The organism is Pantoea sp. Morm (assembly GCF_016643525.1).
Taxonomy (GTDB): domain Bacteria; phylum Pseudomonadota; class Gammaproteobacteria; order Enterobacterales; family Enterobacteriaceae; genus Pantoea; species Pantoea dispersa.
In genome coordinates this window covers 1-13169 of the sequence record NZ_VOQX01000110.1, presented here as the reverse complement: position 1 = coordinate 13169, position 13169 = coordinate 1, and the positions used below count along the sequence as shown (strand labels likewise).

The following is a 13169-nucleotide window of genomic DNA, read 5'->3' as shown; positions in this document are numbered from 1 at the left end:
GTCCGCGCAAGGAGTGGAAGCAGTTCCGCGTCGTGCTGGCGCTCACGCCGGGCAATCCGAAACGCACCGAAACGCTGCTGGCCAACCAGCCCGTGGAGGAAGTCTGGGGCGTAGGACGGCGCATCGGTAAAAGGCTGAACGTCATGGGTATCAGTAACGCCCTGCAGCTGGCGCGCGCGCACCCTGCCCTCATCCGTAAAGACTTTAACGTGGTGCTGGAGAGAACCGTGCGCGAACTGAACGGCGAATCCTGTATCCCGATCGAGGAACTGCCTCCGGCCAAACAGCAGATTTGCTGCTCCAGGTCCTTTGGTGAACGCATCACCTCAAAGGTGGCCATGCAGCAGGCGCTGTGCCAGTACGCCACGCGCGCGGCAGAGAAACTTCGCGGAGAACGTCAGTTCTGCCGGCGAATCAGCGTCTTCATCCGGACGTCACCGCACGCCGTGAACGAAGTATTTTATGGTAACAGCGCCGGTGAGAAACTCCCGCTGCCCACACAGGACACGCGCGACATCATTGAGGTGGCCATGCGCAGCCTTGATCGCATCTGGCTTGATGACCGGCGCTATATGAAGGCCGGCATTATGCTCGATGACTTCACTCCCAATGGAGTCAGCCAGCTCAGCCTCTTTGACGACGCGCAGCCGCGGGCCAACAGCGCACAGCTCATGAAGGTGCTCGATGGTATTAACCAGTCAGGGCTGGGTAACGTGTGGTTTGCAGGTCAGGGAATAAGTACAGAGTGGAAGATGAAGCGTGAGATGCTTTCACCTGCGTGGACTACCCGATGGGATGACATTCCTGTTGCACACGTCAGGTAAAAAAGATCTTAATTGAATTTTTGCATATACGTTTGTATATACAAACATATATGTTTTTGCATATGCATTTATGACTTAGATGGTCAGACTTTTCGGCAAGGTATGTATATACATAAGCATATACATACCTGTCATAAAAAAACATTCCTAACTCGTAGCAGTTAAATTTTTGTATATGCACTTGCATATACAAATACACCTATCATGTGTTTTCAATCAATAAGTTAGCAAGCTTCTGGAGAATTTTATCATCGTCTAAATAACAGGCTGCGCGTAAAACTCTTGAACGGGTAATGTTTTTCTGAGGAAGTAATTCCTGCATTTTCTCAACTAGCATAGAAAGAGCATCATCATCCATCCCCGTAAGCCGTAGGTTCATCTGTCTGCCCGTTGTGATGTTGCGCTTCTCTGCAACTCGGGTAACCCCTTTGGTTATGCGATCACTTCTTGCCAATTTCGGCCCCCTCTATTTGCTCCAGGAGTTCTTGAGTGAAAGCTTTATAATCTCTGTAAGGACGCTCATTTCTCGCGAAGAACATTACAGGACGATGAACATCGGTCGCCTGTTTAAAAAGCTCGCTCTGACGTATTTCGGTCTTGGCTACAACATATCCGGCTTCTTCGATCAGTCCCTCAATGGATTTTTTCATCTTGGAGTGAGATTCGTTTACTTTTGTCTTTACAAGTGTATATACAAAAGGCTGATTTCTTCGCACTTCCTGAACCACCTGAAATAAATCTTTAATGCCTTTAACTGCACGTTTATCCATATCTACAGGGATGACAATTTTATCAGTGATAAGCAGGGCGTTTTCAATGCTCAAATCAATAGCAGGACGAAGGTCAATGAGGATGAAATCATAGGAATTTTTTACCTTGTTCAAACCCTCTTCAAGAATGCTTAGTCTATGGCGAAATCTTTCTGCACTTCGGGCTTCAACCGCAAGGGTTATATCGGCAGGTATGATATCTAGGTTAGCAATCGTGTCATCACCGTCCATCGCTGAATAAATAAGCTTATTGATATCAAATTTAGGATCCGCAAACAGGTCCGTGATGGTGTAATCCTCATCACCACGTCCCAGATCATCACTAAGATTTCCCTGATGATCTAAATCAATCAGCAGAGTTTTATAGCCTGCCAAAGCTAATGAACAACCAACAGACATGCAGCTGGTAGTTTTGGCCACACCGCCTTTACTGTTAGCGAAAGAGATAATGTAGGGCTTTTTCATAATCACCACCGTGTATATACAAAAGTATATGCATATTAACTTATAGATGATCGCTGTCAATGTATATACATAGGTATATGCAAAATAATGTTCACGTATATACTTATGTATATACACTAATTTGTATTTATATCTATTTTACAGTGAGTTACCCTTTAACTCCTTTTAATAAATTCACAGCATCATATCCGGGCATCTGGAACTGCACCCGGTGCCGGGCCGCCACGTCCAGCGCAAACACCCGCGTATAAATCTCCGTCGACTTCGCGCTCTTGTGGCCGAGCAGGCTCTGCAGCGCCTTGAGCGGCGTGCCGGCGTAGAGCATGTGCATGGCGTAGCTGTGCCGGAAGGTGTGCAGGGTAACCGGAACGGAAAACGTCACACCCTCTGACGCCGCCGCTTCGGTAGCCTCGTTCAGCCAGGTGCGCGCCGTCCTGTCGGTGATATCCCACAGCCGCACCCGCTCCGTGCGCCCCGTCTTTTCGCTCCGGCGCTCAATGGGTATGCGCAGGGTGGCGATCATCATCTCCAGTTGCGTGACGTACTGCGCGTCGGACAGCGGCACCAGACGGTGGGGCACGACGCCGGCGGCGCGGCGTCCGGCCCGGTGCTCCGCCTTATCCTCCCGCTGCTTGAGCGTGGCCAGCTGCACGAACGGGTACTGCTGCCGCAGCAGAAAGTCCCCCCGCGTCAGCGCCAGCGCCTCGCTGATGCGTGCGCCGGTGTTCCACAGCGTGGTGAACAGCATCTTGCGGCGCAGGTCGGGCATGAAGTGGAGCAGGGCGCTGACCTCCGGCGCCAGCAGGTATTTAGGCATGTCGTCAACGAGGGCGGCCATCTGGCGCAGCGCCAAGGCTGCGGGATAATCAATGGCCACCGGTAAAGAAGAGTTGTGTAAAGGATGTCCGTAAGCTGTGAGAGCCGTCATTGTATGCCCCATAGCTGCTGAAACGGTCTGGGGTCAAAAATCATGATCTTTTTCATTAAAATAGCCTGCGGTTTCTCTGTCCATGGTGTCACTGAAATGTTCAAGGAAACTAGTGACAACATTAAGAGCACCTATCAATTGCACGCGGCTGATATGTGCTTCGGTGTCTGATTCCGTTACACCATTACGGTGAACTAGGTCGTGACGGGTCTGAATAATCTCGCTCAGTGCATCGAGAGGCCAGTCCGGAGCCTCATGTAACATGCAATTGAAGTACCGACGAATATGACTCACGTTATGAAAGGTCATTCCACCGACTATTGACTGTGCAGCGAGCTTATAGGCATCTTTTGGCGCACTGGGTTCAGAGGATAATTCGAGCCTAGCCGCTGTTTTCAGATGTTTGAGTTTTGCCTCTCGCAATCCAATCTTCATATGATTAATACGGAACAGGTTCAGATGCGGTTCGTAATTGAGCAGGGCACGCGCGCTATACATTACACAGGCTTCCATACCACTTATCGCGTGAACCCAGGCCATCCTTAGAACAACATCAGGGAGATTAAAAAAATCAAGATTTTGGATCAGGTACAGTTCAGAAAACCCGTGCTTACAACGTTTGCGAACCGAGTTTAAAGAAGCGCTAAAAATTTCCTGCTCGTAATCATTCAGAGCCTGCTCATAGAGGAAGTCCTGCCAGTCACTGTAATATTGACCGATGGTCTCCCATTCCGGCGTGTCTTCTTCAACGTCCGGGTGATTCTCAGCAGCCCATGCCAGAAACCGCGCTTCCTGCACGTCGAACAGATGCTCTTTGGCAATTCCCATGTTTACCTACCTATAATCTTTTTTATTTCTTATAAAATGGTCGTCTAGGGTGAGGGGTATGTTTGTCAGACATTTCTTCTGCCTCAGGTTGGGGAACAGAGACGCCTAAAATTGCTTTTTCAAATGCAGCGATGAACGCTGCCACTTCCATTGCTTTTACAGGAATACCTTCCGGAGAGTGAAGAAGCTTATGTTCATTCTTCTTTGAATCATTGTTACAAACATTTGGCGTTATTCCTGACGCTTTCCATTTGTTATCACTCAAATCAAGAATGGCCAGAGGACGGCCCGACGGGGTCACCAGCACGGGATGAAAGTCGTGGGGGGCATCAGGATGTAATCGGCCGGAATAGAACGAAGGCACAGGGTTATGTTTAATCCACAACGCAGAATGCCCTTTGTTTTGATATGGCTTGATGAATTTTAATAATTTACCGCAACTTTCCATCGTCATATAATTACACATATAACTATATCCTTGCGAATATTAACTATTGCAATTACCGCATCACCTTCGGCGCCGGATCCGCTTTCCGGCCAATATAGCACTTTCCCGGAAGCGTGGCGCGCCCTTCGCGGCGGGTCAGGCGCCGGTTTACCGCCGGTGCTTCCCTGACGCGTCCCGTATGTTGTGTCATGAGCAGCTGAACCAGCCACTATATGCAGTGTTTCGGGCGAAAAATCGCCGCCTGCCGGTAAAGATCCGGTTCTCACCTTTTCCGGATCTGCGAAAAAACAGTGTGAAACCGACCTCCACGCGCTAGCATGGAATATATACACGAACAAGAGAATATGTCTGAAAACGCGTTCATGACGCTCTTCCGGCGCCGTGCGCACGGGCAGAATAAAAACCACCACAGAGTTCTGCGCTGAAGTGCGCATGCGCTTCTCCGTTGCTGGCCGGCGCGCATACGGCAGCCTGATCAACCACATCCGTAAGACAAGAGGGAACTGCATGTCAAAAATCCATCACATGGCCGGTGACAGAGAGGCCGGAAAGCACGTCGTCTTTATTCACGGGCTGGGAGGACATTACAAAGACACATGGTCCTGCGGCAGGGACAAAAATGTTTTCTGGCCAGCGTGGCTGGCAGAAAATGAATCCGGTGTATGCGTCTGGTCGATTGAATATGAATCTAAAGTGGCTTATTTTATTGACGATGCGATGCCTTTTAAAGACCGCGCAGCCAATATTGCCAAAAGCCTGTTCATAAAAAAGGAGTTGAAAACCGGCGAAATAATTTTAATCGGGCACAGTATGGGTGGGCTGATAATAAAGCAGGTCATCAGAATAGCGGAGGATCTTAAACATCTCAGAGATGAAGCAAACCAATTTTTATCCAGATTAACTGGCATCGGATTTATCGGCACTCCGCATACCGGCTCAGATTTATCCACGATCGGGAATATGCTGCCTGTCAGGCTGTTATTAATCTTAATTAAGCTCACTCCTTCAGCCGCATCCCTTTATTTGGCCAGAAACAATCCGGACCTGAGAGAGCTGAATATATGGTTCCGTGACTGGGAGCGTCAGAATAAAACTCCCACTCTCAGCCTCGGCGAAACCAAGAACACACGCCTGAAGGGCTGGATAGTAAAACCTGACAGTGCTGATGCAGGGCTCACCGACCGTTTGGTACCGGTTGATAAAGACCATAACAGCATCTGCAAGCCTGACGATCTTAAAGACCAGGTCTATCTGCTGATTGAGGATTTTATTTTAAAGGAAAAAACTGACCCTCAGACGTTATGGCTGAGGGAGCATGTGGGAAAGCATTATAACGGCTGGTCGGGGTACGGTAACTGGGCCGGTCCGGACAGCGATGCCGCCTACATCATTGATGAAAAGGTGAAATTTTCTGATGCCAGTTTGAACAAGGATGAAAAGGTCACCGCTGAAAGAGTCATTGACTCTGTACGTAACCGCCTGAGAAATGCAGGCGCATCGGTAAGACTGGTGGGGCTTTCCGGGGTCGGTAAAACCCGGTTCGCCAAGGCCCTCTTTGAACCCGATACCGGGCTCGATCCGCTTTCACAGGAATCGGTGTTTTACACCGATATTGCGCGAGGACCGAACCCCGCTCCTGCGGCATTGCTGGAAAAGCTTTTAACAAGCGGCGTCAGGGCAGTCCTGATAGTGGATAACTGTGGGTCGGACCTGCACAGAACGCTTACGGAGCAACTAAAACGGGAGACTGGTCATGTCAGCCTGCTGACAATTGAGTATGACATAAGGGAAGATATCCCTGAAAACACTGATGTCATAATTATGGATGCAGGTTCAGATGAGCTTATTAAAGAATTAATAAAAACGAATTACAAACACATCGGCCTGAACAGCATTCATAAAATCGCCGAATTCTCCGGCGGAAATGCGCGCGTTGCAATAGCCCTTGCGTCGGCGGTTGGCCGGGATGACGACATATCCAGATTAAAAAATGGTGAGCTGTTCAGCAGGCTTTTTAATCAGCGACAGCCTGCAGAAGGGGGAATGCAGATAAGTGCAGAAGCCCTGTCCCTCGTTTATTCTTTCCAGTTCGAAGCTGACCAGGGGGACAGCGAGGAACTCGACTGCCTGAGCCGCCTGTCCGGCGTGACATATGATGCTCTGCTGCGCAATGCAAAAGAACTGAAGCGCAGGGGGCTTGCGCAGACCCGGGGTATATGGATGGCGGTACTTCCGCACCCTGTGGCGAACGGGCTGGCCCAGCTGGCTCTGGAGAATATTTCGCACGCAAAAATCGCCGCGCACATCGATCCGGTCCTGACGCCCCGCATGTTCAGTTCATTCACGCGTCGCCTGGGCTATCTGAGCAGCTCACCGGATGCCCGTTCCTATGCCACAACTCTCCTTGCTCCTGATGGCGTACTCGAAACTCATGTTTCAGGTTTGCCGGTCGAGAAACACTCAGCGTATACCCAGTGCTTCACGATGATTTCCAATCTTGCGCCCATTGTTCCATCCGAAACACTGGCTTTTCTCGGACGTATGGCGGAGAGGGACAAAGCATTCTGCACCCGCATAAACCCTGCATTCATCACCATCACGCGCCTGCTTCGTTCGCTGGCCTATGAAGGCAGGTATTTTAACGATTGCGCTTCCATGCTTTATCGTTTTGCGCTGAGCGAGAAGCCGTCAGAAAATACCAATTCCGTACTGCATATTCTCAGCAGTCTTTTTTATGCTCATCTCTCCGGGACGCATGCCACCCCCGGGCAGAGGATAAGTTTCATAAAGGAACGCATTGAAAATCCGCGACGGGATATCAGCTTGAAGCTGATGGGAAGCATGCTTCAGACCGGCGGCTTTGTCTCTCATCTTGGCTTCGATTTCGGCTCCAGCGTCAGAAATTACGGTTATTATCCCAAAGGTTACGATGAATGTGAAAGATGGTTCACCGGCGTATTAAGGTTTTCAGACGAGACAGTCAAACAATTTCCGGACTGGCAGTCAGACGTAATAAACCTGCTGATGAAACACCTGCGCGGGCTCTGGAATATCGGGATAGGATCCGTGAGGCAGAAATTACACGACATCATAATCAGTAATTTGAATGACCAAACCTCTCCTGTTGTCTGGAGCGCAGTTTCCGTGGCGTTAAAATTCGATGATGAGAAGAATGCCATTCAAGAAAAAGAGAAACTCAGAGAGCTTGCAGCCGCCGCGAGCCCGGATACTTTTGAAAGGAGAATTGAATTACTGTTATTTTCAAATGAGCACGCGTTTTACGGCATGGAAGAGAGAGAATCACATGGTAAAACCAAAAGGCAGGGGTATGAAATCGCACTGGAAAAAACTCGTATTCTTGCTGATGAGTTATTAACCAAGCCTGAAGAAATTGTTGATGAAATCATTTCACGGTGCCTTGCGGAGAAGGGAAATAATGTTCGCATGGGGGTTTTTGCGGAAAGAATAGGCAGCAGAGGTGAGTGGGGCGACTATATTCTCCGGAAGTTAAAAGATATCCTCTCAGAGCCAGACTTCGGCAGGCTGAATTTGGCATTTATCTGCGGTGCAATTGCCGGCCTTTCGCGTGAAGACAGCGCTGTGGTCGAGGCATTACTTGATGGTTTGGTTGAAAATCCGCTAACCCTGAATATTTTCCCTGCACTCCAGCTATCCGTCCCATTAGACCAGAATGCAGTAAAAAGAATTAAATCACATCTGTCCCGGGAAGGAGCTGATGCATCACTTTATTATGACGTCGCCAATGGGCAAAGACATGCCATACTCAGTGACGATGAACTGATTGATTTATTAAGCACGTTTGAGTCCTGTAAAAATGGACTTAACTGTGTGCTCGATATTCTCGACATGAGGATAAACTACAATTCCACAAAAGACTATAAGCCTTCGGAAAATATAATCAGCTATTCTCAAGATTTCATCTGCTCGCTGCTGCGTCATTTTGCGAATATAAAAAGGTATGAACAGTCTCATCATCTTGAGATGCTGGCTAAACGGGTTTTTAAAGGTGCTTCTGATGAGAAACTTTGTCAATTTGCAGCGTCTATTTTCTTTTGCTCAAATCAAATTTATTACTCAAACGAGCTGCATAAACTGCTCAGATTAGTGATCGGTGAAAATCTGACGCTCGTGCTTAACCTGCTTTCATCTGAAGAGTGTAAGACAGACGATGACGTTGCAAAAGCTTTGTATCTCACTCTTTATAACCATCCGCTTGAAGAACGCGAACTGAACGCTGAAGAGGTTCTGGCGTGGGGCGATAAGGACCCGGACACGCGGTTCAGTTCTATTGCAGAGTTTATGGTGCCTTATTCACAAGACCATGGAGCTTATACCTGGACCACACTGGCCAAATCCATGCTGTTAAGATGTAACGACGTCGAGGCAGTGCTGGAAGTAATGGTGAAGAAGTTCAGACCCCGGGCAACATCAGACGGCTGGTCAGCCAAAATGGAAGAACAACGCGTCCTTCTGACTGAACTGCTGTCTTCTGAACGAACTGATATCTCCACAGCAGCCCGTCGAGTGCTGGTACAGTTTGACAAAAGCATTCAGCAGGAAAAAGAAAGCGAACGGCGTGAATTAAGTGACCGGGAAGAACGTTTTGAATGAACCCGGAAATGAATATGTTAATATTATTCTGAGCTAACAGACGTATTTACGGTATGGCACTTACTTTATAATGTGAGTGCAACGATGCTTTCAGTCACTGTTTAAATGAATTAAAATCTGACCCTGATTTTAACAAGTAAGGTGCCTATGAATATTCCGCGTATTTTTCTGTTATCGATATATACCGTCCTTTTCGCGTGCATGCTGCCTTCCTTCAGTATTGGCGGTGCCTTATGGATCGGTTTTCTGATGTTTGTGTCGTGGAAAGTCACCGCAAAAAAAGTGGTCTCCAAGCCTGCACCGGCGTCGGCCTGATATGAGCTTTAAAGACTCACTATGAAAATGACATCCGTTCCACATGATGCGACCTTCAAAGCCTTTCTGACGCATCCCGCGACGGCCCGTGATTTCATCGAAGTGCATCTGCCGGCTGAGCTGCGCGCCGTCTGCGACCTCAGTACGCTTAAGCTCGAGTCCGGCAGCTTTGTCGAAGAGAGCCTGAGGGCCTTTTACAGCGACGTGCTCTACAGCCTGAAGACCGCCGCCGGCGACGGCTACATCCACGTGCTGATCGAGCACCAGTCAACGCCTGACCGGCACATGGCGTTTCGCCTGATGCGTTACGCCGTGGCCGCCATGCAGCGCCACCTCGACGCCGGGCATAAAAAGCTGCCGCTGGTCATCCCGGTGCTGTTCTACACCGGGAAGCGCAGCCCGTATCCGTACTCAACCGACTGGCTGCAGGAGTTTGATGACCCGGCGCTGGCCGGCCGCCTTTACGGCGCGCCGTTCCCGCTGGTTGACGTCACGGTGATCCCGGACGATGAGATCATGAATCACCGCAGCATGGCCGCGCTGACCCTGCTGCAGAAGCACATCCACCGGCGCGACCTGGCTGACCTGCTGGACCGGCTGGCCGCCACCCTGATGGCCGGTCACCTCACGGGACAGCAGCTGGTTTCGCTGATAAACTACCTCGTACAGGCGGGCGAAACCGACGACGCCGAAGCCTTCGTACGCAACCTGGCGCAGAGAGTGCCGCAGCATGAGGACGAACTGATGACGATTGCACAGCAGCTGGAGCAGAAGGGACTGGAGAAAGGACGTCAGGAAGGGCGTCAGGAAGGCAAAATGGAGGTCGCCCGCAACCTGCTGCAGAAAGGCATTCCGCTGGAATCGGTGAGAGAACTGACCGGGCTGTCGGATGACGACCTCGCAAAAATTCGCCACTGACTGAAAACAGGATAACGAAACCATGGCTAATGAGCTGACGGGATTACTGGACGGCGGCGCGCAACTGCTGTCGTCCTGGCTGCCCGCTGGATTACGCACGGCGCTGGATGAGGGCGCTCATCTGATGACCTAGTGGTTTGAAACAAACCAGCTGACGGGGCTGACCGGCGTGATCCTGATAGCGGGGCTGTATATTACCCGGCTCGCAATGACTGGCATTATGCTGGGCTCGTTATCTTCATCACATCGGAAGTTAAAAGAGCCTCTGCCCGGGGCTCGTGCCTGAATTAACCGGACGTTAACCTCCGTCATTCCGCACCTGTTTGTTCGCGTCATAAAAGGTTAAAATTCAGGCTCAAACGTGCTTCATTAAGGCTCACACCATGTTAAAGCAGACATCGGCAAAAAAATTTGAGGAATGGATCCTTAAAGTCCTCGGCAGCTATGTGAATGTCGGTTTAGCCGCCATGCTGTTCGCCGTAACGGGGCTGAGTACCCTTTTCTATTTTCTTGGCCGCGCAGACTCGCACAGGGCGGTCTACCTCGTAATGTCCGGCGCGGTGGCGCTCCTGCTCCTTGTCGCCTGGCAGAGCAAGCGCTCGCGTCTCTGAAAAATACCGCACGGACATTTACTTTCATTCCCCCTTTGGTTCTTTCTGATAGACCGGGTCGGTTCCCCGCGGGTACTGCAGGGCCAGATTGCGGTAATACTGGAGCCGTTCCCTGAAGTATTCGCGCAGCTCCTGTGGCTGCTGCCTTTCAGCTTCGGCCGGGATAACGGGCAGATTAAGGCGCTCTCTGTACGCCACGCCTGATGCGGCCAGATCCACGCTGACCTTCGCCCGTTCTTCCGGGCTGCGTGCGGCTAAATTCTGTGACATGTGAAATCCTCCTGAGGTCAGTATACCCGGCTATCCTTACTGCAGGAGGTGACTATGTGCGGACGATTTGCGCAGTACAGCAGCCGTGATGAGTATTTTGATGCGCTCGGCCTGAAGCCGGACGAAATCACGTTCGACCCGGAGCCCATCGGCCGGTTTAACGTTGCGCCGGGCACGCGCGTGCTGCTCCTCAACGAGCAGGACGACGTCCTGCGCCTCGACCCGGTTTTCTGGGGGTACGGACCGGAATGGTGGGATAAGCAGCCGCTGATTAACGCACGCGGGGAAACAGCGGCCAGTGGCCGCATGTTTAAACCTCTGTGGAACCACGGCCGCGCCATCGTTCCCGCTGACGCCTGGTTCGAATGGAAGAAGGAAGGTGATAAGAAGCAGCCGTTCTGCATTTATCATAAAGATAACCAGCCCCTGTTTTTTGCGGCCATCGGCAGGCAGCCCTACGGGCAGGACCACGGAAAAGAAGGGTTTGTGATTGTAACGTCGGCCAGCAGCAGGGGCATGGTCGACATTCACGACAGGCGCCCGCTGGTGCTTTCCCCTGACGCCATCCGTGAGTGGCTCAGCCCGGAGACGACACCCTCGCGGGCAGAAGAAATTGCCCATGACGCCGCCCTGCCGGAAAAGGCGTTTACCTGGCATCCGGTCAGCAGAAAGGTGGGTAACATTCACCATCAGGGCAGAGAGCTGATTGAGCCCGTCCGGGAAGGACAGGACTGACGGCCGTGATTTAGCGGGGAACCTTATCCTGCTTCTTCATCCGGTTCGCCGCGCAACTGCTCAATGGCAAAAATCAGAGAAGAGGGGCACTCTTCTCTTTGCTCGATTAAGCCGCCCAGCAGCCGCATCAGCTCGATGGCCAGCCGCTCACGGTTAATTTCTCCGCCCTCGCTGGCAAGCTTCAGGCAGCACATGCCGGCCGCAAAGCAGGCATCGTGGTAAATATCCTGGTCAGTTTCATTTTCACTAATTCTCATCAGACCCCCTGCTGAAGTCGTATCCGATAACGAATGCATGCTTACAGTGAAACAGGTGTATCAGGACGGTCAGCCCGCTGCCTGAGAAGACTGAAACTCAGGTTACCATCTAGGGGGGTCGCATGAGTACAAATTTCGTACAGATTAAGATTGCCGTAGTTCCGGGATGAAGTTCTGGCCATGCCCCGTCATCCGGTGCTGCAACATATGGCGCCGGATTTAATCAGGTTATTCAGTCGTATTAAACCGGGGCTCTCTGAGTACTTCACTGACTTCATCCAGCAGCTGCCTCAGGGCAATTTTTTCGGGAAGTTTACCCATGGTTCTCCTGTTACATGGCGTCCGGGCAGCCCTGTCGGCAAATGCCGTGAAGCGTTCATCTTGCCATACCTGACCAATCATTATCATATTAATGCCAATCTGGGCGCTGGCACTGGGGTCATAACCTTCTCCCGGGCTGAATATACTTTCCAGCGCTGGCCGCACGTCATCGTTCATGTGGCTAAAGTCCTGCTCACGATACCAGTCCACGGACCGCTTAATCATAATGAGCAAAACATCCTTAAACTCTGCTTCTTCGCTGTCGGTCATACACCCTCAGAGGTATTTATTTAAAATCCTCAGACAGCAGTGCATGCTGGCCACGATCTCAAATAAGCATAGTAGTGCAGCTTGTCCGGGCAGGATATCGGATTTGATACCGGGGTGGGCGAGTAGTGTGCAGCCTGCCTCTGAATGCCGCGTCAGCGGCATGGAGGCGCCAGAAACAGTTAAGGAGGAGTTTTTGGCTGGGTATTTAGATTCACTTGACTACCCGCTTGCATTTTTACTTGACCATCGCCTACAAAAAATCGCCACCGATGCTGAGGGGAACATCGCATTGCGTGACCGGCAACTGTGTGCCATGAGACGTTACTAACCCCCTTCATGATGGCTCCCCGGCCTCATCATTTGAATAAAGATTATCTTCAAACACGCTTTGGGCGTGTGGCAAAGAAGACCACCGCTGCGCCGATGGCGACAATGAGCGTATCTTCAATCAGCCCACTCTTGGTCTGACTCATTTCACCCATAGCCTTTTTGCGTGCCGCAAGCGTGGCATAGGCAAGTGGCACAGCGGTAGAAATAGCGATCGCTGCCCCGGTTTTTTCTTCTCCACCGGGTGCCA

14 protein-coding genes and 1 pseudogene are annotated in these 13169 nt (G+C 50.8%); 6 read left to right on the top strand and 9 right to left on the bottom strand.

All coding sequences use genetic code 11. The annotated features are described in order from the left end of the window. Nucleotides 1-824, top strand: an 824-nt coding sequence (umuC, locus tag FT726_RS23550; RefSeq protein ID WP_346303549.1) for a translesion error-prone DNA polymerase V subunit UmuC, incomplete at its 5' end; no start/stop codon positions are given. A gap of 202 nt (nucleotides 825-1026) precedes the next feature. Here the strand turns inward: umuC and FT726_RS23545 are convergent. From FT726_RS23545 to FT726_RS23525, 5 genes are all read right to left on the bottom strand, one after another. After that, nucleotides 1027-1278: a hypothetical protein gene (locus tag FT726_RS23545; RefSeq protein ID WP_346303548.1), complete on the bottom strand. Its 252-nt coding sequence runs from the start codon at nucleotides 1276-1278 to the stop codon at nucleotides 1027-1029. After that, on the bottom strand, nucleotides 1265-2059 hold the full coding sequence (locus FT726_RS23540) for a ParA family protein (RefSeq protein ID WP_346303547.1): 795 nt from the start codon (nucleotides 2057-2059) through the stop codon (nucleotides 1265-1267). The genes FT726_RS23545 and FT726_RS23540 overlap by 14 nt, the downstream gene beginning before the upstream one ends. 148 nt (nucleotides 2060-2207) lie before the next feature. Next, nucleotides 2208-2987, bottom strand: coding sequence for a site-specific integrase (locus FT726_RS23535; RefSeq protein ID WP_346303546.1), 780 nt, complete (start codon nucleotides 2985-2987; stop codon nucleotides 2208-2210). A 33-nt stretch (nucleotides 2988-3020) separates the two neighbouring features. Then, nucleotides 3021-3815, bottom strand: coding sequence for a hypothetical protein (locus tag FT726_RS23530; protein ID WP_346303545.1), 795 nt, complete (start codon nucleotides 3813-3815; stop codon nucleotides 3021-3023). A 22-nt stretch (nucleotides 3816-3837) separates the two neighbouring features. After that, nucleotides 3838-4269, bottom strand: a complete 432-nt coding sequence (locus FT726_RS23525; protein ID WP_346303544.1) for a hypothetical protein — start codon at nucleotides 4267-4269, stop codon at nucleotides 3838-3840. 501 nt (nucleotides 4270-4770) lie between these two features. Between FT726_RS23525 and FT726_RS23520 the strand changes: the two genes are divergently transcribed. From FT726_RS23520 to FT726_RS23510, 3 genes are all read left to right on the top strand, one after another. Next, nucleotides 4771-8895 (top strand): hypothetical protein, encoded by a 4125-nt coding sequence (locus FT726_RS23520; RefSeq protein ID WP_346303543.1) that lies wholly within the window; start codon nucleotides 4771-4773, stop codon nucleotides 8893-8895. 336 nt (nucleotides 8896-9231) lie between these two features. Then, the gene (locus FT726_RS23515) at nucleotides 9232-10128 is read left to right on the top strand and encodes an Rpn family recombination-promoting nuclease/putative transposase (protein ID WP_346303542.1); all 897 of its coding nucleotides are present in this window, start codon (nucleotides 9232-9234) and stop codon (nucleotides 10126-10128) included. A 383-nt stretch (nucleotides 10129-10511) separates the two neighbouring features. After that, complete coding sequence (locus tag FT726_RS23510) at nucleotides 10512-10739, top strand: hypothetical protein (RefSeq protein WP_346303541.1); 228 nt, start codon at nucleotides 10512-10514, stop codon at nucleotides 10737-10739. Between the two features lie 24 nt (nucleotides 10740-10763). On the opposite strand, the gene FT726_RS23505 is transcribed toward FT726_RS23510, so the two are convergent. Next, nucleotides 10764-11009, bottom strand: coding sequence for a DNA polymerase III subunit theta (locus FT726_RS23505; protein ID WP_346303540.1), 246 nt, complete (start codon nucleotides 11007-11009; stop codon nucleotides 10764-10766). A gap of 54 nt (nucleotides 11010-11063) precedes the next feature. On the opposite strand from FT726_RS23505, the gene FT726_RS23500 reads away from it, so the two are divergent. Beyond that, nucleotides 11064-11744 (top strand): SOS response-associated peptidase family protein, encoded by a 681-nt coding sequence (locus FT726_RS23500; protein WP_346303539.1) that lies wholly within the window; start codon nucleotides 11064-11066, stop codon nucleotides 11742-11744. Between the two features lie 23 nt (nucleotides 11745-11767). On the opposite strand, the gene FT726_RS23495 is transcribed toward FT726_RS23500, so the two are convergent. Next, nucleotides 11768-12001: a hypothetical protein gene (locus tag FT726_RS23495; RefSeq protein ID WP_346303538.1), complete on the bottom strand. Its 234-nt coding sequence runs from the start codon at nucleotides 11999-12001 to the stop codon at nucleotides 11768-11770. 228 nt (nucleotides 12002-12229) lie between these two features. Further along, nucleotides 12230-12592 (bottom strand): hypothetical protein, encoded by a 363-nt coding sequence (locus FT726_RS23490; protein WP_346303537.1) that lies wholly within the window; start codon nucleotides 12590-12592, stop codon nucleotides 12230-12232. Between the two features lie 43 nt (nucleotides 12593-12635). Here FT726_RS23490 and FT726_RS23485 point away from each other — a divergent pair, with 43 nt between their 5' ends. Further along, nucleotides 12636-12920 (top strand): hypothetical protein, encoded by a 285-nt coding sequence (locus FT726_RS23485; protein ID WP_346303536.1) that lies wholly within the window; start codon nucleotides 12636-12638, stop codon nucleotides 12918-12920. A 49-nt stretch (nucleotides 12921-12969) separates the two neighbouring features. On the opposite strand, the pseudogene FT726_RS23480 reads toward FT726_RS23485, so the two are convergent. Next, a pseudogene (locus FT726_RS23480) lies at nucleotides 12970-13169 on the bottom strand (hypothetical protein); the annotation flags it as partial.

Excerpts from the sequence above, each read along its gene's own strand:
- FT726_RS23540 (WP_346303547.1), bottom strand. The coding sequence starts at position 2,059 with ATGAAAAAGCCCTACATTATCTCTTTCGCTAACAGTAAAGGCGGTGTG.
- FT726_RS23535 (WP_346303546.1), bottom strand. The coding sequence starts at position 2,987 with ATGACGGCTCTCACAGCTTACGGACATCCTTTACACAACTCTTCTTTA.
- FT726_RS23530 (WP_346303545.1), bottom strand. The coding sequence starts at position 3,815 with ATGGGAATTGCCAAAGAGCATCTGTTCGACGTGCAGGAAGCGCGGTTT.
- FT726_RS23525 (WP_346303544.1), bottom strand. The coding sequence starts at position 4,269 with ATGACGATGGAAAGTTGCGGTAAATTATTAAAATTCATCAAGCCATAT.
- FT726_RS23520 (WP_346303543.1), top strand. The coding sequence starts at position 4,771 with ATGTCAAAAATCCATCACATGGCCGGTGACAGAGAGGCCGGAAAGCAC.
- FT726_RS23515 (WP_346303542.1), top strand. The coding sequence starts at position 9,232 with ATGAAAATGACATCCGTTCCACATGATGCGACCTTCAAAGCCTTTCTG.
- FT726_RS23510 (WP_346303541.1), top strand. The coding sequence starts at position 10,512 with ATGTTAAAGCAGACATCGGCAAAAAAATTTGAGGAATGGATCCTTAAA.
- FT726_RS23505 (WP_346303540.1), bottom strand. The coding sequence starts at position 11,009 with ATGTCACAGAATTTAGCCGCACGCAGCCCGGAAGAACGGGCGAAGGTC.
- FT726_RS23500 (WP_346303539.1), top strand. The coding sequence starts at position 11,064 with ATGTGCGGACGATTTGCGCAGTACAGCAGCCGTGATGAGTATTTTGAT.
- FT726_RS23495 (WP_346303538.1), bottom strand. The coding sequence starts at position 12,001 with ATGAGAATTAGTGAAAATGAAACTGACCAGGATATTTACCACGATGCC.
- FT726_RS23490 (WP_346303537.1), bottom strand. The coding sequence starts at position 12,592 with ATGACCGACAGCGAAGAAGCAGAGTTTAAGGATGTTTTGCTCATTATG.
- FT726_RS23485 (WP_346303536.1), top strand. The coding sequence starts at position 12,636 with ATGCTGGCCACGATCTCAAATAAGCATAGTAGTGCAGCTTGTCCGGGC.